This is a genomic window from Parazoarcus sp. PS-13 R2A (genome assembly GCF_057621855.1).
The window spans coordinates 23081-45189 of record NZ_JBYEXN010000026.1 but is presented as its reverse complement, the minus strand read 5'-3'; the positions used below and the strand labels follow the sequence as shown (position 1 = coordinate 45189).

Sequence of the window (22109 nt, the reverse complement as noted above, 5' to 3'; positions counted from 1 at the left end):
GTACGCCTTCGCATCCCCGCCCGTGTGGGCAATCAGCCGATCTGAATCGCAAGTCCCTTGAGGTACTCGCCTTCGGGCACCGCCAGGCCAACCGGATGGTCGGGTGCAGCGGCCAGTCGATGCAGGATGCGTGCGTCGACGCCGGCATCACTTGCCGCACTGGCGACGATCTTCTGGAACATCTCCAGCCCGATGCCACCGGAGCAGGAATAGGTCATCAGGATGCCGCCCGGCGCCAGCAGGCGGAAGCCGAACAGGTTGATGTCCTTGTATGCGCGCGAGGCACGTTCGGCGTGAGCCGCGGACGGCGCAAACTTGGGGGGATCGAGGATGATCAGGTCAAAACTGCGCTCTTCGGCACGCAAACCGCGCAGTGCCTCGAACACATCATCCTCGCTCCATTCGGCACGCGCGGCATCGAGCTGCGGGTTGAGCGCCAGATTGCGTGCGGCGGTGGCAAGTGCGGGGCCGGACGAATCGATCGACAGCACGCTGCTCGCCCCACCCGCCAGGGCCTGCAGGGAGAAGCCGCCGGTGTAGCAAAAGCAGTTCAGCACCCGCCGCCCATGGGCAAGATCGCCGGTGAGCTTGCGGTTGTCGCGCTGATCCAGATAAAAGCCGGTCTTGTGGCCACCGACCACATCGACCTCCATCCGCACGCCATTTTCGACGATCTGCAGCCCCTCGGCAGGCAGTTCGCCGAAGGCAATTCCGGCGCGCGGCTCCAGGCCTTCCAGCCTGCGCACGTCGGAATCCGAGCGTTCATAGACGGCGGCGCAGCCCGTCGCCTGCACCAGACCGGCCACGATGGCATCGCGCCATTTGTCGGAGCCGGCACTGGTCAACTGCAGCACAACCACGGAACCGTAGCGATCCGCGATCACGCCCGGCAATCCATCGGATTCGCCGTGGATCAGCCGCTGACCGTCCTGCCCGCGCAACATGGGATGCGTCTCGCGCCGGGCGACGGATTCAGCGACCCTGCGCTTGAAAAAGGCGTGATCGATTGCCGCTTCGGCATCCAGTGACCACACCCGGGCACGGATCTGTGACTCGGGCGACCACGCTGCACGCGCCACCACCTTGCCGTCGGCAGCGACTACATCGACCGTGTCGCCCGGACGGGCGCGGCCTTCGAGATGATCGACAGAGCCGGCGAAAATCCAGGGATGACGGCGAAGGACGGTGCGTTCCCTGCCGGGACGTAGATGAAGGCGAGCCATGGATGATGATCCAGCAAAAGGGCGCCAAGTTTAGCCCTTACCGGCCCCCTTGTGCCACCGCCCGGCCAGCCCCCACCGTCAGTCGCCGAGCAGGCGCCGGGCGCGATCCGCAGTATCGATCAGATCCGGAAGCTCGCGTGAGCTCATCAGATGACCAAAGTGGTGCAAAGCGCCCGAGGACACATAGAGGTGGCCGTTCTTGCGCCGGGATACCCAGCCGAGCTCGACAAGCCGTGCCACCTTGCGGCGAACGGTCTCGCGCGGGAGGCCGGTGGCCGCCGCAATCGAATAGGCATTACAGGGTTTGAGCGTGCACTCCGGCAAGCTGTCACCGTCGACGGCACCCGCACTTGGCGTGCCAATATTGTGCAATGCAATTTCGCCGAGCAGGATGGGCAGCATGATGTCGCGATCGAACTCTTCGAACCAGCGCTTCATGTTCCGGACTTCATGCTTTGCAAGCAGCAGGGCAACATCCCTGAGCATGCGCTGCTTTTTTATTTTCTCTGCGGGCGGAGCTTCGATTCCAGCATCCATGGAAGCCTCATCGGGGGCGAAAGGTTCAGATGTCATAAGCATCCTTGCTTGCGGCTCAGCGCCATGGGCGCACATCGCCGCTTATTATTTATTGTTGATTGATGCACGACAGCATAGCCGATCGCGAATGAGTATCAGCATTTATCGATACCCAAAATGGGGAGCACTACAACCTACTCCTTCGTCCTCCGTGCCCGCGGATGAGCGGCATCATAGATCCTGGCGAGGTGCTGAAAATCAAGGTGTGTATAGACCTGGGTGGTCCGGATGCTGGCGTGGCCGAGCAGTTCCTGAACCGCACGCAGGTCCCCGCTCGACTGCAGTACGTGGCTGGCAAAACTGTGGCGCAGCATGTGCGGATGGACATGCACGCCCAGGCCCACCGTACCGGCTCTCAGGGTGAGCCTGCTGCGAATCGCCCCCGGGCTCATTCGTCCGCCCGTACGGGTCACGAACAGGGTCGGACTGCCTACCGGCACCTGCCCACGCACCTCAAGCCACTGCCTGACCGCCTCGACCGCCTGGCTGCCGACCGGCACGCTGCGCGTCTTGCCGCGCTTGCCGCGCACCGTGACCATGCCGCCCTCAAGATCGCTGGCATCATCGAGCCCAAGCCCGGCGAGTTCGGACAGGCGCAGCCCTGACGAGTAGAACAGCTCGAACATTGCCAGATCGCGAATCTCGAGCAGGCTGTCGGCCGGGGCGTCGAGCAAGGCCTTTGCCTGATCGGGAGACAGCACGCGCGGCAAGGTCGCCGGGGACTTTGGTGCCCGAATACCGTCCACCGGATTGTGTTTCAGCCCATGGTGGCGGATCAGCCACCGATACAGGCCGCGCCAGGCCGACAGGCAGCGCGCAATCGAGCGCCCGCCCAGGCCTTCTGCATGCATGCGCCCCACGAAGCGGCGGATCTCGGCCGCGCTCAGGCCACCGGGGTCGCGCCCCTGTGCAAGGCTGTGCAAACGCAGCAGATCCCGACGGTAGTTCTCCAGCGTCAGCGCGGCGGCACGGCGCTGGGTCGCAAGCCACCCCAGATAGCCTTCGACCCAGACCGGTGCCAGCGCTGCGGCAAGTGGCTCAGGCATGCGTTCAGCCGATCTCCCCGAGCAGCGCGGCGGCGGCAAGCTCACCAATCCGGCCGAGATACAGGGTGCCCATCTCGGGGTAGAAACGCTCGGGCTCTTCACTGCCCAGGGCCAGAAGACCGACCACCTGAGTCTGCCGACGCAGCGGCATGAGAGCGACAGAACGCACATGCGGTGCCGACTCGCCAAACCAGCTCAGCACTTCGATGTTGCTCGGCGCACCGCAATACGGGTGACGGAGGTCGCCCGCAAACAGGCGCACGCCTTCGCCAACGGGCGCAAAGTCCTCGTCGCTGCGAGCCAGCACGCTGTTCCAGATTCGCAGCGCGACATGAGGAATGGCGAAGTCCTGCTGCATGCTGGAAAAAAGTTCGTGGCGGACGCCTTCGTAACCGTGCGCCTCAAGCAGCAACAGGGTCAGCCGATGCACTTTTTCGCTGATCTCGTCGTTCTCCTCGCCAAAGCGAATCAGCTCGGCAAGCTTGACCTCCAGCAGGCGGATCTTGTCGCGCAGGGCGTGAAGCTGCCGTTCCGCAAGCGAGATCGCCTGGCCTTCGTGCTGCGGGTGCGGCACGGTCAGTTCGGTGAACAGTTCGCCATGGTCGGACAGAAAATCAGGGTTGTCGCGCAGATAGCGTGCGACTTCATCGGCATTCATCGGCAATAGCTCCTGTCGGGCATCACGCCCTGTTGCATGTCTCCAGACATCAGACGAGATTCATCTCGCCCTCGAAAACCGTTACTGCCGGGCCAGTCATCAGCACCGGCGTGCCCGGACCTGCCCAGGCAATCTCAAGCTCACCGCCACGGGTTTCCACCCGCACCGGCGAAACAGCCAGTTCGCGCAGTATCGACGCCACCACCGCGGCACATGCCCCGGTGCCGCAGGCCAGGGTTTCCCCGGATCCGCGCTCGAACACGCGCAAGCGGATACGGTGTGCGTCGACCACCTGCACGAAGCCTGCATTCACCCGCGCGGGAAAGCGCGGGTGGTGCTCGATCAGCGGCCCCTGAGTTTCGACCGGGGCCGCATCGACGTTGGCCACGACCTGAACGGCGTGCGGGTTTCCCATCGATACGGCCGTGATCGCAAGCATGTCGCCGCCCACCTCGAGTGGCTGCACGATCGCGTCGGAGTCGGAGACGAAGGGGACCTCGGCAGCAGAGAGGACGGGCACACCCATATCGACCGTGACCAGCCCATCCTCGCGTAAACGCGGCGAAATGATGCCGGAGCGGGTCTCGACGCTGATGTCGGCCTTGTCGGTCAGTTTTTTGTCGTATACGAAGCGCACGAAGCAGCGTGCGCCGTTGCCGCATTGTTCGACTTCGCCGCCGTCGGCATTGAAAATGCGGTAGCGGAAATCGACAGCCGGCCGGCTCGGCGGCTCGACCACCAGGAGCTGGTCGCAACCGACGCCGAAATGGCGATCGGCGATCGCCCGGACGCGCTCGGGAGTGAGTTCAACCGGTTCATGGGTTGCGTCGATCACGACAAAGTCGTTGCCGAGGCCATGCATCTTGGTAAAGCGCAGTTTCATGGGAGTTCTGATCAATGCGGAAAGCGTGCCCGGATTCTCCTCCTGCACCCGGGTATCGTCCAGCACACGTCATCGTGAGAGAATTCGGGACATGACCAATACGCCAGCGCCGCGCCGCTCAGCCCTCCCGATTTCCGCATGGTTGCTCGGCCTGCCCGGCCTTGCCTGTCTGCTTGGCGGCCTGGTGCTGCTGGCGGGAGACTTCAGCGATGTGCATCCGGTGCTTGCCGAAAGCGGCACCGCAATTGCACTCATCGTCTCTGCGATTGCCCTGCTCGGCAGCGCCGCTTTTCCCGTGGTCCTGCGCCATCTCGCGGACGCCGACGCGCCTGCCGCAGATCAGTAGAGCTTGGCCTCGCCCACGGGGCGCGTCTTGAACCGCCTGTGCACCCAGTAGTACTGCTCCGGCATCGTGCGCACGACGGACTCGATCCACTCGTTCATGCGCAGCGTGTCGGCCTCGACATCCGCGCTCGGAAAGTCGGACCATGGCTCACCGATCTCGACGACGTAGCCGGCGCCGCCGGGCAACATCTTCGTGACACAGGGCAGCACCGCTGCACCGGCCACGCGGGCAAGCCGCGGCAGTCCGGTGATGGTAGCCGCCGGCACGCCAAAAAAGGGGACGAAGATCGCATCGCGCCGACCGTAATCCATGTCCGGCAGGTAGTAGAACGGGCGCCCGGCCTTCATCGCCTTCACCGAACTGCGCACGCCGTCCTGCCGCGCGAGCAGCAGCTGATCGCCAAACCGGCTGCGGCCATGATAAAGCCAGCGATCGAGCACCGGATTCTTCTTCTGGCGCGCATAGACACTGACGATATCGAAGTCCATCGTCACCCGCGTCCCGCCCATGTCGAGTCCGACAAAATGGGGGGCAAGCAGGATGACCGGCGTCCCTGCCGCCTGCAGTGCCCGCACACGGTCGCCGCCCTCGATTCTGACGAGGCGCTCGAGCCGCTCGCGGCTGCCCCACCACAACAGGCCGCGCTCGAGCAGGCTGCGCCCCACGGTACGAAAATGACGACGCGCGAGCTGACGCCGCTGCCGCGCATCAAGTTCGGGAAAGCACAGCTTCAGATTGGTATCCACCACATGCCGGCGCGGCAAGGCAAACACATGAAGCAGCAACCCCAGCGCCTCGCCCAGTCGCGCCAGCACCGCAAGCGGCAGCCAGTGCAGCAGCCAGAATACCGCCACGCCGAGACGGCTCATCACGCCTCGGATCCTGCTGCCGCTTCACGCGCTGCACGCGGCTTCTTGTAGCGGTTGTAGCCCCACATGTACTGGCCGGGGCACTTCAGGATGACGCGTTCGATCTCCCGGTTCATGGTTGCCACACGTGCGGGCAGATCCCCTTCGAGTGGCTCGACAGGCGCCGACAGCCTGAACACATAGCCCTCGCCGTGCGGCAAACGCTCGGCCCAGCAATAGATCACATGCACGCCCTTGACCTCTGCCAGGCGCGCCGCCAGCGTCATCGTCCACGCGGGTCGGCCAAAGAAATCCGCCCACGCACCTTCGCCGGCACCCGGCACCTGGTCGGGCAGCATGCCGATCGCTTCGTGACTGCGCAGGGTTTTCACCAGCCGGCGCACCCCCGACAGATCTGCCGGGGCTGTCTTCATCTGACCGCGAACGCGTCCGGCCTGCATCAGGGGCTCAAGCGCCGCATTGCGCGGCGGGCGGTAAAGCACGGTAATTGGCGTCAGTGAGGCGATGTACTGCGCGGTGACTTCGAAACAGCCCAGATGCGGCGTCATGAACACGATGCCCGCACCCTCGCGGTGGGCCGCATCAACGAGCTCCCAGCCTTCCACCCGCTTCACCTTGGCCACCACCTCCTCGGCCGGACGCAGCCACAGCCACGGCAGCTCGAAGGCCTGCCGACCCGCCTCGGCGATGGCGGAATGCAGCACCGCGGGATCGACATCACCGACGGCCTGAGCCAGATGGCGTCGCAGGCGGCGGCGATAGGACGGCGACGCGGCGTAGGCAATCCAGCCCGCCCAACCTCCGATGAGGTGCAGCAGGGACAGCGGGAAGCGCGCAAGCACGCGAAAAAGGAGATTGACAATCACGATAGTTTTCGCGGTTCCGATCCGGTGACAGATTGACCTGAGACAAACACAGTCTATAATTGTGCCTCAGCCGCCGAGTTAACTCGACAACTTGCAGGGCGGCCGTCACCGCAACAATCGCGTGACCCAAAAATTCTGCTAAAGCGTCGGCTGCTCGATGAAATCCCCGGAGCTGGCCGTAACGCCAGGAAACGGGGATTTTTGTTTTTCAGGAGCAGTCATGGCAGCAGAATTCCTCTTCACCTCGGAATCGGTTTCCGAAGGTCATCCCGACAAGGTTGCGGATCAGATCTCGGACGGCGTGCTCGACGCCATCCTCACCGAAGATCCACACGCCCGCGTCGCCTGCGAGACGCTGGTCTCCACCGGCCTGGTCGTCATTTCGGGCGAAATCACCACCAGCGCCCACCCCAATTATCGCGAAATCGCGCAGGATGTGGTGCGTCGCATCGGCTACGACAGCTCCGACATCGGCTTCGACTACAAGTCGTGCGCCATCCTCACCGCCATCAACCGCCAGTCCTCCGACATCGCGCAGGGCGTGAATGAAGGCGAAGGAATCGACCTCGACCAGGGCGCGGGCGACCAGGGCCTGATGTTTGGCTATGCGTGCAACGAAACCGCCAGCCTGATGCCGCTGCCGATCTACTACGCGCACCGCATCATGCAGCGTCAGGCCGAAGTGCGTAAGGATGGCCGCCTGCCGTGGCTGCGCCCCGACGCCAAGAGCCAGCTCACCGTCAAGTATGTCGACGGCAAGCCGGTCGGCATCGACACCGTCGTGGTATCGACCCAGCACAGCCCCGAGGTGTCGCACGCTCAGATTTCCGAGGCCATCATCGAGGAAGTCATCAAGCCGGTGCTGCCCAAGGAGCTGCTGCAGGGCGAAGTGCGCTATCTCATCAACCCGACCGGCCGTTTCGTCATCGGCGGCCCGCACGGCGACTGCGGCCTGACCGGTCGCAAGATCATCGTCGACACCTACGGCGGCGCAGCTCACCACGGCGGCGGTGCGTTTTCGGGCAAGGACCCGTCCAAGGTCGACCGCTCGGCCGCCTATGCAGGTCGTTACGTGGCCAAGAACGTCGTCGCTGCCGGCCTCGCCGACAAGTGCGAAGTTCAGGTCGCCTACGCCATCGGCGTCGCCAAGCCGGTTTCGCTCATGGTCAACACCTTCGGCACCGGCAAGATCAGCGACGCGAAGATCGTTGAACTGATCCGTGCTCACTTCGACCTGCGTCCGAAGGCCATCATCCAGACCCTCGACCTGCTGCGTCCGATCTACGCCAAGACAGCGGCTTATGGTCACTTTGGCCGCGACGAACCCGAGTTCACCTGGGAGCAGACCGACAAGGCTGCCGCGCTGCGCGCCGACGCCGGCCTCTGATGTACCACGGCGCCGGCCGCAGGCTGGTGCCGGCACAGCGGTCGGCACGGGTTCCGCATGATGCGGGAACCGTGCCGACCGGATGTACTCTGAAACAGTTCAACATTCATCAAGCCCTCAATGCTCGAGCAAGCCCTGCTGTTCCTCCTTGGTCTGGTCACCCTCGTCATCGGTGCCGAACTCCTCGTGCGCGGTGCGTCGCGACTGGCGGTCTCCTTTGGCATCTCGCCGCTCGTCGTCGGTCTGACGGTTGTCGCCTTCGGCACCAGTGCGCCGGAGATGGCGGTTTCGGTCGGCTCGGCACTCAACGGCAACCCTGACATCGCCATCGGCAACGTGGTGGGCAGCAACATTGCGAACGTCCTGCTGATCCTCGGCATCGCAGCGGTCATCGCGCCACTGCTGGTGGCTGAGCAGATCATCCGGCAGGAGATTCCGATCATGATCGGCGCCTCGGTGCTGCTGCTGGTCATGGCGCTCGACGGCTCCATCAACCGCATCGAAGCGGCGACGCTGTTCGGTCTGGTAATCGCCTACACGGTGTTTCTGGTGCGGCAGTCGCGCAAGGGGTCGGCAGCGATGAGCGAGGATTTCGCCGACGACATTCCGACCTCACAATTGGACAGCCACTGGACAGTGCAGACTGCGCTGGTGGTCGCCGGCCTTGTCATGCTGGTACTCGGCGCCGGCTGGCTGGTCGACTCTGCGGTCGTCTTTGCACGCGCCTTCGGTGTCAGCGACCTGGTGATCGGCCTCACCGTGGTTGCCGTCGGCACCTCGATGCCCGAGATCGCCACGTCCATCGTCGCTGCACTGCGCGGTCAGCGTGACATCGCGGTCGGCAACGTGGTGGGCAGCAACGTCTTCAACATCTGTGCCGTGCTGGGCGTCACCGGGCTGGTGGCACCCGCAGGGCTTCCGGTTTCCGAGGCTGCCCGTCACTTCGATCTGTGGGTCATGCTCGCCGTAGCCTTTGCCTGCCTGCCGATCCTGATCACCGGGCGGGAAATTGCGCGCTGGGAAGGCATCCTGTTTCTCGGCTATTACGCGGCCTATACCGCATGGCTCATCCTTGCCGCACAGCATCACGCCGGATTGCAGGCCTTTTCGGGCGTCATGCTCGGGTATGTGATGCCGCTGACGGTGATCACACTGGTCGTGAGCATCGTCCGTCACAACGGGGAAGCTGCATCAGATCGGTAGCAGGCATTCCGCAAACTGTGCGGGATCGCTATAATTCGAAGTATTCCGAGGAGCGCTGCAAGGCACTGTCCGCATTCATTGCGACAGCCCCAGGCTCGGAACCCGCCCTCCCCGGGCGGGCGTGTGAAACGGCGCTCACCCTGGTCTTTTCTCTCAAACCCTGCCGGGTTCGGGATGATGGGTGAGCTAAACGCCGTCCTCTTTCCCTCCCGGCCATAGCATGGAGCTTCACATGAACGCTGTGGCTGAATTCAACGATTACGTTATTGCCGACCTGACGCTGGCCGACTGGGGCCGCAAGGAAATCCGTATCGCCGAGACCGAAATGCCCGGTCTGATGGCGATCCGCGACGAATACGCTGCCGCCCAGCCCCTGAAGGGCGCACGCATCACCGGTTCGCTGCACATGACCATCCAGACCGCGGTGCTGATCGAGACCCTGACCGCACTCGGCGCCGAAGTGCGCTGGGCCTCGTGCAACATCTTCTCGACCCAGGACCACGCCGCTGCAGCCATCGCTGCACAGAACATTCCGGTGTTCGCGGTCAAGGGCGAGTCGCTGAGCGATTACTGGGATTACACCCACCGCATCTTCGAATGGGCCGACGGCGGCTACTCGAACATGATCCTCGACGATGGCGGCGATGCCACCCTGCTGCTGCACCTGGGCGCACGTGCCGAGAAGGACATTTCGGTCATCGCCAAGCCGACGTCGGAAGAGGAAACCATCCTCTTCGCATCGATCAAGGCCAAGCTCGCCACCGACCCGACGTGGTACTCCACCCGTCTTGCACAGATCAAGGGCGTCACCGAAGAAACCACCACCGGCGTTCATCGCCTGTATCAGATGCATCAGCGCGGCGAACTCAAGTTCCCGGCGATCAACGTCAATGACTCGGTCACCAAGTCCAAGTTCGACAACCTTTACGGCTGCCGCGAGTCGCTGGTGGATGGCATCAAGCGTGCGACCGACGTGATGATCGCGGGCAAGGTTGCCCTGGTGGCCGGCTACGGTGATGTGGGCAAGGGCTCGGCACAGGCGCTGCGCGCACTGTCGGCTCAGGTGTGGATCACCGAAATCGACCCGATCTGCGCCCTGCAGGCTGCGATGGAAGGCTACCGCGTCGTCACCATGGAGTACGCTGCGGACAAGGCAGATATCTTCGTGACGACCACGGGCAACTTCAACGTCATCACCCATGAGCACATGGCTGCGATGAAGGATCAGGCCATCGTGTGCAACATCGGACACTTCGACAACGAAATCGATGTTGCCTCGCTCGAGCAGTACGAGTGGGAAGAGATCAAGCCCCAGGTCGATCATGTGATCTTCCCCGACGGCAAGCGCATCATCCTGCTCGCCAAGGGTCGCCTGGTGAACCTCGGCTGCGGCACGGGCCACCCGAGCTATGTGATGTCGTCGAGCTTCGCCAACCAGACCATCGCCCAGATCGAACTTTATACTCGCACGGGTGACTACCCTGTCGGCGTGTACACTCTGCCCAAGCATCTGGACGAAAAGGTCGCACGCCTGCAACTGAAGAAACTCAATGCACAGCTCAGCGTGCTGCGCCCCGACCAGGCCGCCTACATTGGCGTACCGGTTGAAGGCCCGTACAAGGCTGATCATTACCGCTACTGATCGCCCCGGCTGCGGACGGGCCACCGCCTCCTCCAGGGCGCGGTGGCCCTTACGAACAATAAGACTTGGAGACACCGAATGAACTCTGTCAGCGTGCGTCAGACTCGCCCGGAAGACATTCCCGCACTGATCGCCCTTCAGTCCGAGGTCTATCCGGACATCCCTGCATGGAGCAAGCGCAAGCTCGCCGAGCAGCTCGACGTCTTTCCGCAGGGCCAGATCGTGGCCGAGACGGAAGATGGCCTGGTCGGATGTGCGAGCTCACTCATCGTGCTGTGGGACGATTGGGCGGAGTCGCACAGCTGGAAGGAGATCACCGGTGCCGGCACGTTCGACAATCACAATCCGGACGGCAAGACGCTTTATGGCGCAGAGGTCTTTGTCGACCCGAGGCTGCAGGGCAAAGGGGTGGGACACCTGCTCTACGAAGGCCGTCGATCGCTGTGCCGGGCCATGAACCTGAAGCGCATCATTGCCTGCGGACGCCTGCCGGGTTACGACCGCTACGCTGACGAAATGAGCGCAGAGTTCTATGCGCAAAAGGTAGTCTGGGGCGATCTGATCGACCCCGTGCTGAGCTTCCAGATCAAGGAAGGCTTCAGCTATTGCGGCGTCATCGAGAACTACATTCCCGAGGATACCGAATCGCGCGGCTATGCCTCGCTGATCGTATGGCTCAACCCGGATTACGATCCGTCAAACCCCACCATCATCCCTGAGGAAATCGCACTATGATCGTTCGAATTGCTGCCGTGCAGTACCTGCTGCGCCCGATCCACGACTGGTCGGGTTTCGAGAATCAGGTGCGTTTCATCATGAAGGCCGCCGGGGACTACAAACCCCAGTTCGTGCTGCTGCCCGAGATCTTCACCACGCAACTGCTGTCCTTCATGGACACCAGCGACGTGCGCGCCGCCGTGCGCAACATGAACGACTACACCAAGCGCTACAAGGACCTGATGCAGGAGCTCGCAGCGCAATGGGACGTGCACCTCATCGGCGGCACCACCCCGCAGGTCAACGAAGAAGGGCGCTTGCTCAACACCGCCTACTATTTCACCCCGAGCGGTGAAATCTACGAGCAGGACAAGATCCACCGCACGCGCTGGGAGCGCGAGAAATGGAACACCGACGCCGGTGACCAGCTGCGCCTGTTCGAGACCCCCTTCGGCAAGATCGCGATCCTGATCTGCTACGACATCGAGTTCCCCGAGCTCGCACGCATGGTGTGCGAAGCCGGCGCCGACATTCTTTTCGTGCCCTCGTGTACCGACGACCGCCAGGGCTTCCTGCGCGTGCGCTATTGCTGCCACGCCCGGGCCATCGAGAACCAGGTGTTTGTCGCCATGACCAGTACCGTGGGCAACCTGCCGGTCGAGGGCCTGGGTCTGCACTACGGTCAGGCCAGCATCATCACGCCGTCGGACTTCGCTTTCGCACGCGACGGCATTGCCGCCGAAGGCACACCGAACATCGAACAGATCGTCGTGGCCGACGTGGACCTCAAGGACCTCGAAAGCGGCCGCACACACGGCACGACCATTCCCCTCTACGACAAGCGCAAGGATGTGTACGAGCACCCGGTCGAAGTGGTGAAGGTTTCCTGAGCGTCCGGGATTGCTCGCTTGAAATCATTTCATCGGCGCACGGCGCGCCCGGCAACCGCGCCTGCCACGACCCATGTGCAGGCACCCGCCGAGCGTGGCGGCCTGATGCGTGCTGACAGTCTGCTGGTGGCTCAAGGGCTCGCGCCCTCCCGGACTGCGGCGCGGGGGCTGATCGAGGCCGGCCGGGTCAGCTGGGAAGGTGGTCCGGTGACGAAATCGGCCCAGACGCTGTCGGGTGAGGTTGTACTGGAAGTCCGGCCGGACGAGAACGACCGCTTCGTCTCGCGCGGCGGGCTCAAGCTTGCAGGCGCGCTGGCAGCCAGCAAGCTGGCCGTCACCGGCCTGACTTGCCTCGACGTGGGGCAATCGACCGGCGGCTTTACTGACTGCCTGCTGCAGGCGGGCGCGAAGCAGGTTGTCGGCGTCGAAGTCGGACACGGCCAGATCCACGCGAAGCTGGCGGCGGACGCGCGCTGCGTCACCCTGGAGGGTATCAATGCGCGTCACCTGCTCGCTGCGGATCTGGGTGCGCACTTCCCTCCGGACGGCTTCGGGCTGATCGTCTGCGATGCCAGCTTCATTTCGCTGACACTGCTGATGCCGGAGTGGCCTGCGCTGCTGGCAACCGGGGGCAGCATCCTGGCGCTGGTCAAGCCACAGTTCGAGGTCGGCCCCAAGGGCTTGTCCAAAGGCGGCATTGTCCGCGATACCAACTTGTATGCCGACGTCGAATCACGACTTCGGGATAGTGCACGCAGTTGCGGTCTGAGCGTAAAGGGCTGGTACGACTCCCCGATTACCGGCACCGACGGCAACCGCGAATTCTTCATCTGGATGCAACATGAACAAAACTGAACTTTCGATCGAATTCTTTCCGCCCCAAACCGAAGAGGGTGCGGAGAAGCTGCGTGCCGTGCGCGCCCGGCTGGCCGAGCTCCAGCCTAGCTTCTTCTCGGTGACCTATGGCGCCGGCGGCTCCACCCGCGAGCGCACTTTCGCCACGGTCAAGGAGATTGCAGCGAGCGGCTCCGAAGCAGCCCCACACCTGTCGTGCATCGGCTCGACCCGCGACAGCATCCGCGCCATTCTGGCGGAGTACGCCGAAGCCGGCATCAAGCGTATCGTCGCCCTGCGTGGCGACCTGCCCTCCGGCGTTGGCGATGCAGGCGAATTTCGCTATGCCAACGAGCTGGTGGCATTCATTCGCTCCGAAACAGGGCAGCGTTTCCGCATCGAGATTGCGGCCTACCCTGAATGGCATCCGCAAGCCCGCAGCCCCAAGGACGACCTGCTCGCCTTCAAGCGCAAGGCCGAAGCCGGTGCCGATTCCGCGATCACGCAGTACTTCTACAACATCGACGCCTATCTGCATTTCGTCGATGCGGTGCGTGGCATGGGCGTCGACATCCCGATCATCCCCGGCATCATGCCCATCGCCAGTTTCTCCAAGCTGGCCCGTTTCTCGGACGCGTGCGGCACCGAGATCCCGCGCTGGATGCGCAAGAAGTTCGAAGCCTTCGGCGACGATTCGGAATCGATTCGTGCCTTCGGCCTCGATGTCGTCACCGCGATGTGCGAAAAACTGATCGCCAGCGGCGCGCCTGGCCTGCATTTCTACAGCATGAACCAGTCAGCCCTCACCACCGAGATCTGCCAGCGCCTCAAGCTCGCCTGAACGCGCCGACCGCCCGAAACGGCTTGCAGTACGCCGTTTCGGGTTCAGCGTCTGGACTGGACCGACGAATCCGAGATTGCCTGCAGTTCGGAAAGCACGCGGACGCTGGCCTGCTCCATGTCCTGAATGCCCGAGAGCGCATCGTCAAGACGCCCGGCACCGCACGATTCGAGCGCCCGCTTGCCGGCGGCGTGCACCAGCGCATGTGGCGCATCAAGATTGCGATAGGCGGGCAGATTGGCGAAACGCTTTCCATCGCCCTCGAAATACCATTTCCCGAGCCGGCAATCGTGGTGACTTGAGAAGTCGGCGGCTGTGCGCCCGGAGTGCCCCGAAACCGCCTGATACACGTCGAGCTTGAAGATCAGATGATCGAGCTTCGCCAGTTCGGCAAAACTGCGCACTGACGCGTCCTGCATGGTGCCCGCGAGCTGGCGGGCGATATCGCTCAATTCGTCCATGCTGCCCTGCGCCCGACGTCCATCCTCGGCCGCACTGGTCGCCTTTTCCGACAGAGAGCCGATCACGCCCCGCACCTGCCCCGTCTCGCCCTGGATGGCGGTCACCAGCCCGGAGATTTCGTTTGTTGCCCCGGCCGTACGTTCGGCCAGCTTGCGCACCTCGTCAGCCACGACCGCAAAACCACGCCCCTGCTCGCCCGCGCGCGCCGCTTCGATCGCCGCGTTCAGCGCGAGCAGATTGGTCTGGTCGGCAATCTCCCGAATCAGTCGGACAATGCCGCCGATCTGGGCTGCACGCTCGGCCAGCTGTGCGACGGAGCCGGCGGTCTCGCCGGTATCGGTCGCAAGTTGCGCCAGGCTTCCCGACACACTGCCGATGGCTGCGACACTTTCGTCCGCCGCAACGGTCGAGCGCGTCGCGGCCTTTTCCTGTGCGCCAAGGCGTTGGGCAAGGTCTCCGAACGTGCCCTGCACCGAAACCAGGGTCTGACCGTAGTTGCGCAACTGGCCGAACAGCGCGTCGAACAGCGCCTCACGGCGTTTTGCTTCGGCACACGCCAGTTCCTGCTCGGCGATCCTGGCCTCAAGCGTGGCAGACCGCTCGCGCTCGAACTCGAGTGCACTTCGTGCGACATCGAGCTCAACCCGCAAGGCTGCAAGCTCGGCACTCTTTCCCAGCCACCCCATGCTGCTCTCCCTTCGTTCAATCATGTGCAAGTCCGACGGACTGTATATCACGTCATATCGACCGCTCGCACCGCTTCTTGAGCGATTCAGCGCTTCGGGGCGCGCGCCATCGTCACCACGCCTGCTATCACCATCGTCATGCCCGCCATCTGCGCCAGCCCGATGCGCTCGCCAAGCAGCAGCCATCCGAAGAACAGGGTAACCACCGGACCAAGGGTGCCGGTCAGCGATACCGGCCCGGCGCCAAGCCGGCGAATCGCCTCGGACACGAGCCAGACCGGCCCGACCGTGCTGAATGCGGCCATCGCCAGCGACAGCCCATAGACCTCCCACGGCTGCGCCAAGGCCTCGATCGGACGCATCAGACCGAACTGCGCCAGACTGAACACGCAGGCAAAGGACGAGGCGTAGGCTGTCACCCGCGCCGAGCCCAGACGCCCGACCACGTGCCCGTTCCCCATGAGGTAGAGCGCATAGCTGACCGCACTGCCAAACACCAGTACGCAGCCCAGCACCACGTCGCCAGCCTCGCCGGCGAGCGTGAGGTCGTGCCCGACCGCCAGCCCGATCCCGAGATAGCACAATGCGAGCGCACCAGCCATGCGCCGGGTGATGGGCTTGCCCAGAAACAGGGCGGAGACCACGAGCACGATGGTGGGATACAGAAACAGGATCAGGCGTTCGAGTGCCGCCGTGATATAGGCGAGCCCGAGGAAATCCAGGTAGCTTGCGAGGTAATAGCCGAAAACGCCCAGGCCGGCCATCCACACCCAGTCGGTGCGCGACAGCGGCGACGCGGCTCTGCGGCTGCCCAGCACCCCCAGCAAGAGGAAGAAAGGCAGCGAAAAGGCCATGCGCAAGGCGAGCAGGGTTTCTGCATCGACCCCGTATCGATAGGCCAGCTTCACCAGGATCGCCTTGAACGAGAAACCGACCGCTCCCGCAACCGCAAACAACAATCCGACGCCGGTCGACGTCTGCCCCATGTCCCGCACTCCCGTTTGGCGAGTCGGGATTAAGCCACCTCAAACACGATCGCACAATGCCGATGCACTGACGCCGGAACGGCGGCGACCGTCCCGCGCACCGGCCGCCGGCCTTTCAGCGCAGGTTCAGCGTTTGCTGCCGAGCAAGGAACCCAGCAGACCGCGCACGATCTGGCGTCCGATGCTGCTGCCGATGGTGCGGGTCACGGTCTTGGCGGCGATCTGCAGCAGCCCGTCGCGCTGACCTCCGCGTGGCCCGGTGGAGCCGAAAAGCATGTCGTTGAGCCCGCCACCCGATCCGCCAGTGCTTGCCTTGGCGGGGGCTTCCGCCTCGCGGGCCGCGGCCTGCGAACGCAGCATTTCGTACGCGGACTGTCGATCCACGGCCTTCTCGTAGTGACCGTAGATGACCGAGCCGGTGATCGCCGCCTTGCGCTCGGCATCGACCATCGGCCCAAGGCGCGAGTCAGGGGCAATGACGAACGCACGCTCGACGATGGTCGGCCGTCCCTTCTCGTCGAGGAAGGAGATCAGCGCCTCGCCAACCCCGAGCTCGGTGATCGCGTCAGCCGCGTTGAACGCCGGGTTCGGACGCATGGTGTCGGCTGCGGTCTTGACCGCCTTCTGGTCGCGCGGGGTGAAGGCACGCAAGGCATGCTGAACCCGGTTGCCGAGCTGCCCGAGCACCGTCTCGGGGACATCGAGCGGGTTCTGGGTCACGAAATACACGCCAACGCCCTTGGAGCGGATCAGGCGCACGACCTGCTCGATCTTCTCGATCAATGCCTTGGGCGCATCGTTGAACAGCAGGTGAGCCTCATCGAAGAAGAACACCATCTTGGGCTTTTCGGGGTCACCGACTTCGGGCAGCTGCTCAAACAGCTCCGACAGCATCCACAGCAGGAAGGTGGAGTACAGCTTGGGCGAGTTGTACAGCCTGTCAGCCGCCAGCACGTTGATCACGCCACGGCCCTCGCCATCGGTCTGCATCAGGTCGTTGATGTCCAGCATCGGCTCGCCGAAGAAGATGTCGCCGCCCTGCTCTTCCAGCCCCAGCAGATTGCGCTGGATCGCACCGATCGACGCCGTGGAGATGTTTCCGTATTCGGTGGTGAAGGTCTTCGCGTTCTCCCCCACGTACTGCACCATCGCGCGCAGATCCTTGAGATCGAGCAAGAGCATGCCGTTGTCGTCGGCGAGCTTGAACACGAGCTGCAGCACCCCCGACTGAGTATCGTTGAGGTTGAGCAGGCGCGACAGCAGCAGCGGCCCCATGTCGGAGATCGTGGCCCGCACCGGATGGCCCTGTTCACCGAACACATCCCAGAACACGGTGGTGTTGGCACGCGGGTTGAACTCGGTAATGCCGAGCGCCGCCAGGCGCTGCATGAGCTTGTCGGAGGCGGTGCCGGCAGCGCCGATGCCGGACAGATCCCCTTTGACGTCGGCCATGAACACCGGTACGCCGACGCTGGAGAATGCCTCGGCCATTTTCTGCAGGGTGACCGTCTTGCCCGTCCCGGTCGCGCCGGTAATCAGCCCATGGCGATTGGCCAGGCGCGGCAGCAGGACGATGTCCTTGTCTTTTGTTCTGGCAATCAGTAGCGGCTCGACCATGTGCCCCTCCGGCAAGTTAGTTCTGAACGGCGAATACGCTCAATCTTAACCCGAGCATCCCGCCCGGGCACCAGCCTGCGGCCGGGGATCTGTATAATGCAGCGACTTTTCAACCGCACACGCTGCTCCAGAGGTTCGTATGGCTGGTCACTCAAAATGGGCCAATATTCAGCACCGCAAGGGTCGTCAGGACGCCAAGCGGGGCAAGGTCTTCTCCAAGCTGATCAAGGAAATCACCGTCGCTGCCCGCATGGGCGGGGGCGATATCGGCTCAAACCCGCGTCTTCGCCTCGCCATCGACAAGGCGAAGGGCGAATCGATGCCCAAGGACAACATCGACAACGCGATCAAGCGCGGCACCGGCCAGCTTGAAGGCGTGACCTACGAGGAAGCGCGCTACGAAGGCTACGGCATCGGCGGCGCAGCGGTCATCGTCGACTGCCTCACCGACAACAAGGTCCGTACCGTTGCCGACGTCCGCCACGCCTTCTCCAAGTACGGTGGCAACATGGGCACCGACGGCTGTGTCGCGTTCCAGTTCACCCATTGTGGGCAGCTGATGTTTGCCCCCGGCACCGACGAGGACGCGCTGATGGAAGCCGCCCTCGAAGCCGGCGCGGAAGACGTGGTCGCCAACGACGATGGCTCCCTCGAAGTGATCACCGGACCGTGGGAATTCACCTCGGTGAAGGAAGCGCTCGAAGCCGCCGGCTTTACCGCCGAATTCGGCGAAGTCACGATGAAGCCGCAGAACGAAACCGAGCTTTCGGGTGACGATGCGGTGCGCATGCAGAAGCTGCTGGATGCGCTCGACGCACTCGACGACGTGCAGGACGTTTACACTTCGGCAGCACTCGACGAGTAAGCCCGGCTACTCGCGGCACTCATGAGGCGGCGCGATGCGTCGCCTTTTTTATTCTGCAGACTCGACCCCGATCATGACCACGCCCACCCTTGCACAACGCGTGATGCCGCTGCTCTTCGTGCTGCTCTGGAGCACTGGCTTCGTTGGCGCCAAGTTCGGTCTGCCCTATGCGGGGCCGCTCACTTTCCTGTCCACGCGCTACGTGCTCGTCATCGTGCTGATGGTCGTGCTGGCGCTGGCGATGCGTGCCCCATGGCCGAAGTCGCCACGCGAAGCCATGCATATCGGCATCACCGGCGTTCTGGTTCAGGCCCTCTACCTGGGTGGCGTATTCGTTGCCATCGATCGTGGACTGCCGGCTGGCGTCACCGCGCTGGTCGTTGGCATGCAGCCCTTGCTCACCGCACTCGGCGCCGGCTTCCTGCTCGGCGAACGCGTCAGCATCCGCCAGTGGGGCGGGCTCGCGCTCGGTTTCTTCGGCGTATCACTGGTCGTCAGCAACAAGATCGCGGTCGACGGCATGGCGCCGGACGAACTCGGCACGATGCTCGCCCCGGCGCTGCTCGCGCTGATCGGCATCACCGTAGGGACCCTGTACCAGAAGCGCTTCTGCCCGCGCTTCGACCTGCGCACCGGCTCCATCGTCCAGTTCGTCCCCACGCTGATCCTCACCGCACTGATTGCCAACCAGACCGAGAGCATGGAGATCACCTGGAGCGGCGAGTTCGTGTTTGCGCTGCTGTGGCTGGTCGTAGTGCTGTCGCTGGGCGCCATCAGCCTGCTCAACCTCCTCATCCGCAGCGGCAGCGCCGTCAACGTTGCCAGCCTGTTCTACCTGACGCCCCCCACCACCGCGCTGATTGCGTGGGCGATGTTCGGCGAAACCCTTAGCGGACTCGCGCTTGCCGGCATGATCGTGGCCGTCGCCGGAGTATGGCTCGCCCGCAAGGCCTGATAGCATTCGGCGGGAATGCATCCACGGAGACCGGCCATGCAACTGTCAACCACCCCCACCCTCGAAGGCCACACCATCCAGCGCTATCTCGGCGTGGTCGCGGGCGAAGCCATCATCGGCGCCAACATCTTCAAGGACCTGTTCGCCTCCATCCGCAACATCGTCGGCGGCCGCGCGGGCGCGTACGAGCGTTCGCTGGCCGATGCGCGTGAAATGGCGATGGAAGAAATGGCAGAACAGGCGGCCAAGCTCGGCGCCAACGCTGTCGTCGGCATCGACATCGACTACGAAGTGCTCGGCCAGGACAACGGCATGCTGATGGTGTGCGTCAGCGGCACTGCGGTGGTGGTTTGAGCCAGCTCAGCCCGGGCGGCACGGCATCACGCACGGTTGCCACCCGAATCCTCGGCCTCGACCCGGGGCTGCGCATCACCGGCTTCGGCGTCATCGACGTCCTCGGCAGCCAGTTGCGCTATGTCGCCAGCGGCTGCATCAAGACCCGTGACGGCGAACTGCCGGGGCGCCTCAAGACGCTGCTCGACGGTGTGCGCGAAGTCATCGCCACCTATGCGCCGGACATGGTCGCGGTGGAAAAGGTGTTCGTAAACGTCAATCCGCAGTCCACCCTGCTTCTCGGGCAGGCCCGCGGTGCGGTGATCTGCGGCGCGGTGTCATGCGATCTGCCGGTGGCGGAATACACCGCACTCCAGGTCAAGCAATCAGTCGTGGGCCACGGCAAGGCCGCGAAGGAGCAGGTTCAGCACATGGTCCAGCGTCTGCTCGCCCTGGACGCATCGCCGAGCCCCGACGCCGCCGACGCCCTCGCCTGCGCCATCTGTCATGCCCACGGCAGCCAGGGCATGGGTGCCATCGCCGGTATCGGCACACGTCGCCGCGGCGGCCGCATACAGGCATCCTGAGCAATTTTTTCGCCGAAAAGCTTGCATATGCAAAGGCTATTGGCTATTATGCGCGCCTCTCGACGGAACAACATCCGGCGACGCCAGTAAAAACGGCAATGGGGGTATAGCTCAGTTGGTAGAGCAGCTGACTCTTAATCAGTAGGTCCTAGGTTCGAATCCTAGTGCCCCCACCAAGGAATTCAAGCACTTAGGCCAATCCGAAAGGATTGGCCTTTTTGCTATAAACGAATCATCGGCTCAACGGGGTTCCTTTTGGGTTCCCACCGTGAGAAATGCCGCCGAACACTCCGCCGCTTTCGTACTCACTCAGTCATCTGGGAACTCACGCACTGTAGCGGTGAGGAAGCTTCGCGTCCTTTGCGTCCGACTCCATGATTGATCTTGGGTGTATCTTTGTATCGAGAACAGCGGCTCATCGTAGGATCTCGGCCACCAGTGTGAAGCGAGCATGCTCAACCGAATAAGACGAGCCAACCGCAAGTCATTATTCCATTAGAATTCAGCACTATGAAATTCATATCCGAATAATGAAAGCGATGCACAAACATAAACCGGCGTCTTTAAGGACGCCGCGGAGCCGGTCTAAAACCCGCGCACCTCAACCTCCGGCAAACACACCGTCGAGATGGACCCAGCTCGCGACGTCCTTCAGGAAACTTCTGTGGAAACACAAAAGACTCTACAACTGGCTCTACGGCGCAGTTATAGGATTTCCTCCTCTGCTGATTTCAAACTACTACCAAGTCGAAGGCATAAGAACTTCCGTTCAGGAGTTTTCAGCCCTCGCCGCCACCGTTCTAGACCAACGCCCCATCGTCTGGCTTCTCCTAACGATGGCATGGAGTCCAATTGCCATCGAGGGAAAGGGCTGGATCTCAAGACGCCTGAGTGAAACGCCCACTGGATGGGATGAGGCTCCTCAAACGTTGCTAACCGTCCTAAACAATGTAGTCGGGCACAAAGAAACACGCTTTCGAGAACATGCGACAAGATTTGGTAGTGACGCCCAACAGGGAAAGCTCATTACCTCCGACGAAGTGTTTCTCAACATTACAAATCCTAGAGCACAGATCCATCGGCTTGGAGGGGCCGTTCATAACCTGTTTTCACTTCTCCTGCGTTCCCCAGAAGAACCCAACCCTCGAGTGAAGGTAAACATCGCACTTGTTACGAGTGCGAGAGTTGAAAAGATTATGTGTCATTTCCCGGCAGATGTACCTGTGATATCAACGCCCGAGGAACTCAGCAATCCGCAATCCGGGATCATGCAGGCCCACAAGACCGGCAGTCTGATCGTCGTGGAAGACACTCAGAAAGCGGCCTGCTCGCATGGTAAGGGGTATGTGGCGACCCACCATCAGTCAACCAGTGCGGAGGCGTCCCTCCTCTGCTACCCAGTAAAAATCAACGGAAGCAGTAGCGGATTCGTCGTTTCTGTGCTTTGGTATAAGAAGCACGGTTTCCAGAAGCGGCTATCGGCTCAGTACGAAAAACTGTTGGAGCCTTTCCGATGCAGGCTCCGCCTTGAGTACTACCTAAGTCATTTGAAAGGGCTCGTGAATGAAAAACATGACGCTACATGAGATTGAGCGAATGGCAATACGCCAACTCCTCTCCGAGCCTGAGCCCAAGGG

Annotated in this window: 23 protein-coding genes, 1 tRNA gene, 1 pseudogene and 1 riboswitch; of the genes and pseudogenes, 14 read left to right on the top strand and 11 right to left on the bottom strand. The window is 62.9% G+C overall.

Annotated elements, in window-relative coordinates:
- Positions 1 to 32 precede the first annotated feature (32 nt).
- From AC22G6_RS19240 to dapF, 5 genes are all read right to left on the bottom strand, one after another.
- Complete coding sequence (locus AC22G6_RS19240; protein ID WP_487368109.1) at positions 33 to 1223, bottom strand: class I SAM-dependent rRNA methyltransferase; 1191 nt, start codon at positions 1221 to 1223, stop codon at positions 33 to 35.
- Positions 1224 to 1301: 78 nt separating this feature from the next.
- The gene (locus AC22G6_RS19235) at positions 1302 to 1760 is read right to left on the bottom strand and encodes a helix-turn-helix domain-containing protein (protein WP_487368108.1); all 459 of its coding nucleotides are present in this window, start codon (positions 1758 to 1760) and stop codon (positions 1302 to 1304) included.
- 173 nt (positions 1761 to 1933) lie between these two features.
- The gene (locus AC22G6_RS19230; protein WP_487368107.1) at positions 1934 to 2845 is read right to left on the bottom strand and encodes a tyrosine recombinase XerC; all 912 of its coding nucleotides are present in this window, start codon (positions 2843 to 2845) and stop codon (positions 1934 to 1936) included.
- A 4-nt stretch (positions 2846 to 2849) separates the two neighbouring features.
- Positions 2850 to 3503, bottom strand: a complete 654-nt coding sequence (locus AC22G6_RS19225; protein ID WP_108950884.1) for a DUF484 family protein — start codon at positions 3501 to 3503, stop codon at positions 2850 to 2852.
- Between the two features lie 49 nt (positions 3504 to 3552).
- Complete coding sequence (gene dapF, locus AC22G6_RS19220) at positions 3553 to 4386, bottom strand: diaminopimelate epimerase (RefSeq protein ID WP_487368106.1); 834 nt, start codon at positions 4384 to 4386, stop codon at positions 3553 to 3555.
- Between the two features lie 91 nt (positions 4387 to 4477).
- Between dapF and AC22G6_RS19215 the strand changes: the two genes are divergently transcribed.
- Positions 4478 to 4732 carry a hypothetical protein gene (locus tag AC22G6_RS19215; protein ID WP_159098152.1) on the top strand — a complete coding sequence of 85 codons (255 nt, stop codon included), beginning with the start codon at positions 4478 to 4480 and terminating at the stop codon, positions 4730 to 4732.
- Here the strand turns inward: AC22G6_RS19215 and AC22G6_RS19210 are convergent.
- Together AC22G6_RS19210 and AC22G6_RS19205 are read right to left on the bottom strand one after the other, a co-directional pair.
- On the bottom strand, positions 4726 to 5601 hold the full coding sequence (locus tag AC22G6_RS19210; protein ID WP_487368124.1) for a lysophospholipid acyltransferase family protein: 876 nt from the start codon (positions 5599 to 5601) through the stop codon (positions 4726 to 4728). The two genes, AC22G6_RS19215 and AC22G6_RS19210, sit on opposite strands and share 7 nt — an antisense overlap.
- Entirely contained in the window at positions 5601 to 6467 is an 867-nt protein-coding gene (locus AC22G6_RS19205; RefSeq protein WP_108950880.1) for a lysophospholipid acyltransferase family protein, read from the bottom strand. The genes AC22G6_RS19210 and AC22G6_RS19205 overlap by 1 nt, the downstream gene beginning before the upstream one ends.
- Before the next feature lie 220 nt (positions 6468 to 6687).
- On the opposite strand from AC22G6_RS19205, the gene metK reads away from it, so the two are divergent.
- From metK to metF, 7 genes are all read left to right on the top strand, one after another.
- A complete protein-coding gene (gene metK, locus AC22G6_RS19200) occupies positions 6688 to 7854 on the top strand; it encodes a methionine adenosyltransferase (protein ID WP_487368105.1) in 1167 nt (388 codons plus the stop codon).
- A gap of 120 nt (positions 7855 to 7974) precedes the next feature.
- Positions 7975 to 9057, top strand: a complete 1083-nt coding sequence (locus AC22G6_RS19195) for a calcium/sodium antiporter (protein ID WP_487368104.1) — start codon at positions 7975 to 7977, stop codon at positions 9055 to 9057.
- Between the two features lie 41 nt (positions 9058 to 9098).
- Positions 9099 to 9201, top strand: a riboswitch (S-adenosyl-L-homocysteine riboswitch).
- An 88-nt stretch (positions 9202 to 9289) separates the two neighbouring features.
- Positions 9290 to 10699 carry an adenosylhomocysteinase gene (ahcY, locus tag AC22G6_RS19190; RefSeq protein WP_108973132.1) on the top strand — a complete coding sequence of 470 codons (1410 nt, stop codon included), beginning with the start codon at positions 9290 to 9292 and terminating at the stop codon, positions 10697 to 10699.
- 78 nt (positions 10700 to 10777) lie between these two features.
- Positions 10778 to 11434 carry a GNAT family N-acetyltransferase gene (locus tag AC22G6_RS19185; protein ID WP_108973131.1) on the top strand — a complete coding sequence of 219 codons (657 nt, stop codon included), beginning with the start codon at positions 10778 to 10780 and terminating at the stop codon, positions 11432 to 11434.
- Positions 11431 to 12306, top strand: a complete 876-nt coding sequence (locus tag AC22G6_RS19180) for a carbon-nitrogen hydrolase family protein (RefSeq protein WP_108973129.1) — start codon at positions 11431 to 11433, stop codon at positions 12304 to 12306. Before AC22G6_RS19185 ends, AC22G6_RS19180 begins: the two co-directional genes overlap by 4 nt.
- An 18-nt stretch (positions 12307 to 12324) precedes the next feature.
- On the top strand, positions 12325 to 13161 hold the full coding sequence (locus AC22G6_RS19175; protein ID WP_487368103.1) for a TlyA family RNA methyltransferase: 837 nt from the start codon (positions 12325 to 12327) through the stop codon (positions 13159 to 13161).
- Entirely contained in the window at positions 13148 to 13981 is an 834-nt protein-coding gene (gene metF / locus AC22G6_RS19170; protein WP_487368102.1) for a methylenetetrahydrofolate reductase [NAD(P)H], read from the top strand. The genes AC22G6_RS19175 and metF overlap by 14 nt, the downstream gene beginning before the upstream one ends.
- A gap of 44 nt (positions 13982 to 14025) precedes the next feature.
- Here the strand turns inward: metF and AC22G6_RS19165 are convergent, their stop codons facing one another.
- From AC22G6_RS19165 to AC22G6_RS19150, 4 genes and pseudogenes are all read right to left on the bottom strand, one after another.
- Positions 14026 to 14400, bottom strand: a complete 375-nt coding sequence (locus AC22G6_RS19165; RefSeq protein ID WP_487368123.1) for a CZB domain-containing protein — start codon at positions 14398 to 14400, stop codon at positions 14026 to 14028.
- A 39-nt stretch (positions 14401 to 14439) separates the two neighbouring features.
- Positions 14440 to 14715 (bottom strand): annotated as a pseudogene (locus AC22G6_RS19160) (methyl-accepting chemotaxis protein); the annotation flags it as partial.
- 500 nt (positions 14716 to 15215) lie between these two features.
- Entirely contained in the window at positions 15216 to 16115 is a 900-nt protein-coding gene (locus AC22G6_RS19155; RefSeq protein ID WP_487368101.1) for a DMT family transporter, read from the bottom strand.
- 126 nt (positions 16116 to 16241) lie between these two features.
- Positions 16242 to 17732 (bottom strand): helicase HerA-like C-terminal domain-containing protein, encoded by a 1491-nt coding sequence (locus tag AC22G6_RS19150; protein ID WP_108950873.1) that lies wholly within the window; start codon positions 17730 to 17732, stop codon positions 16242 to 16244.
- A 139-nt stretch (positions 17733 to 17871) separates the two neighbouring features.
- Here AC22G6_RS19150 and AC22G6_RS19145 point away from each other — a divergent pair, with 139 nt between their 5' ends.
- The 6 genes from AC22G6_RS19145 (at position 17872) to AC22G6_RS19120 (ending at position 22058) form a co-directional block, all read left to right on the top strand.
- The gene (locus AC22G6_RS19145; RefSeq protein WP_108950872.1) at positions 17872 to 18597 is read left to right on the top strand and encodes a YebC/PmpR family DNA-binding transcriptional regulator; all 726 of its coding nucleotides are present in this window, start codon (positions 17872 to 17874) and stop codon (positions 18595 to 18597) included.
- A gap of 73 nt (positions 18598 to 18670) precedes the next feature.
- Positions 18671 to 19552 carry a DMT family transporter gene (locus tag AC22G6_RS19140; protein WP_108950871.1) on the top strand — a complete coding sequence of 294 codons (882 nt, stop codon included), beginning with the start codon at positions 18671 to 18673 and terminating at the stop codon, positions 19550 to 19552.
- A 36-nt stretch (positions 19553 to 19588) separates the two neighbouring features.
- On the top strand, positions 19589 to 19906 hold the full coding sequence (locus AC22G6_RS19135; protein WP_108950870.1) for a heavy metal-binding domain-containing protein: 318 nt from the start codon (positions 19589 to 19591) through the stop codon (positions 19904 to 19906).
- The gene (gene ruvC, locus AC22G6_RS19130) at positions 19903 to 20472 is read left to right on the top strand and encodes a crossover junction endodeoxyribonuclease RuvC (RefSeq protein ID WP_108973120.1); all 570 of its coding nucleotides are present in this window, start codon (positions 19903 to 19905) and stop codon (positions 20470 to 20472) included. The genes AC22G6_RS19135 and ruvC overlap by 4 nt, the downstream gene beginning before the upstream one ends.
- A gap of 100 nt (positions 20473 to 20572) precedes the next feature.
- Positions 20573 to 20648: transfer RNA gene (locus AC22G6_RS19125), tRNA-Lys, on the top strand.
- 354 nt (positions 20649 to 21002) lie between these two features.
- Positions 21003 to 22058 carry a hypothetical protein gene (locus AC22G6_RS19120; protein WP_487368100.1) on the top strand — a complete coding sequence of 352 codons (1056 nt, stop codon included), beginning with the start codon at positions 21003 to 21005 and terminating at the stop codon, positions 22056 to 22058.
- Positions 22059 to 22109 lie beyond the last annotated feature (51 nt).

Bases quoted from the DNA above. Each gene is read 5' to 3' on its own strand.
- AC22G6_RS19240 (WP_487368109.1), bottom strand. From the start codon at position 1,223: ATGGCTCGCCTTCATCTACGTCCCGGCAGGGAACGCACCGTCCTTCGC.
- AC22G6_RS19235 (WP_487368108.1), bottom strand. From the start codon at position 1,760: ATGGATGCTGGAATCGAAGCTCCGCCCGCAGAGAAAATAAAAAAGCAG.
- AC22G6_RS19230 (WP_487368107.1), bottom strand. From the start codon at position 2,845: ATGCCTGAGCCACTTGCCGCAGCGCTGGCACCGGTCTGGGTCGAAGGC.
- AC22G6_RS19225 (WP_108950884.1), bottom strand. From the start codon at position 3,503: ATGAATGCCGATGAAGTCGCACGCTATCTGCGCGACAACCCTGATTTT.
- dapF (WP_487368106.1), bottom strand. From the start codon at position 4,386: ATGAAACTGCGCTTTACCAAGATGCATGGCCTCGGCAACGACTTTGTC.
- AC22G6_RS19215 (WP_159098152.1), top strand. From the start codon at position 4,478: ATGACCAATACGCCAGCGCCGCGCCGCTCAGCCCTCCCGATTTCCGCA.
- AC22G6_RS19210 (WP_487368124.1), bottom strand. From the start codon at position 5,601: ATGAGCCGTCTCGGCGTGGCGGTATTCTGGCTGCTGCACTGGCTGCCG.
- metK (WP_487368105.1), top strand. From the start codon at position 6,688: ATGGCAGCAGAATTCCTCTTCACCTCGGAATCGGTTTCCGAAGGTCAT.
- AC22G6_RS19195 (WP_487368104.1), top strand. From the start codon at position 7,975: ATGCTCGAGCAAGCCCTGCTGTTCCTCCTTGGTCTGGTCACCCTCGTC.
- ahcY (WP_108973132.1), top strand. From the start codon at position 9,290: ATGAACGCTGTGGCTGAATTCAACGATTACGTTATTGCCGACCTGACG.
- AC22G6_RS19185 (WP_108973131.1), top strand. From the start codon at position 10,778: ATGAACTCTGTCAGCGTGCGTCAGACTCGCCCGGAAGACATTCCCGCA.
- AC22G6_RS19180 (WP_108973129.1), top strand. From the start codon at position 11,431: ATGATCGTTCGAATTGCTGCCGTGCAGTACCTGCTGCGCCCGATCCAC.
- metF (WP_487368102.1), top strand. From the start codon at position 13,148: ATGAACAAAACTGAACTTTCGATCGAATTCTTTCCGCCCCAAACCGAA.
- AC22G6_RS19165 (WP_487368123.1), bottom strand. From the start codon at position 14,400: ATGCAGGACGCGTCAGTGCGCAGTTTTGCCGAACTGGCGAAGCTCGAT.
- AC22G6_RS19155 (WP_487368101.1), bottom strand. From the start codon at position 16,115: ATGGGGCAGACGTCGACCGGCGTCGGATTGTTGTTTGCGGTTGCGGGA.
- AC22G6_RS19150 (WP_108950873.1), bottom strand. From the start codon at position 17,732: ATGGTCGAGCCGCTACTGATTGCCAGAACAAAAGACAAGGACATCGTC.
- AC22G6_RS19145 (WP_108950872.1), top strand. From the start codon at position 17,872: ATGGCTGGTCACTCAAAATGGGCCAATATTCAGCACCGCAAGGGTCGT.
- AC22G6_RS19140 (WP_108950871.1), top strand. From the start codon at position 18,671: ATGACCACGCCCACCCTTGCACAACGCGTGATGCCGCTGCTCTTCGTG.
- AC22G6_RS19135 (WP_108950870.1), top strand. From the start codon at position 19,589: ATGCAACTGTCAACCACCCCCACCCTCGAAGGCCACACCATCCAGCGC.
- AC22G6_RS19120 (WP_487368100.1), top strand. From the start codon at position 21,003: ATGAAAGCGATGCACAAACATAAACCGGCGTCTTTAAGGACGCCGCGG.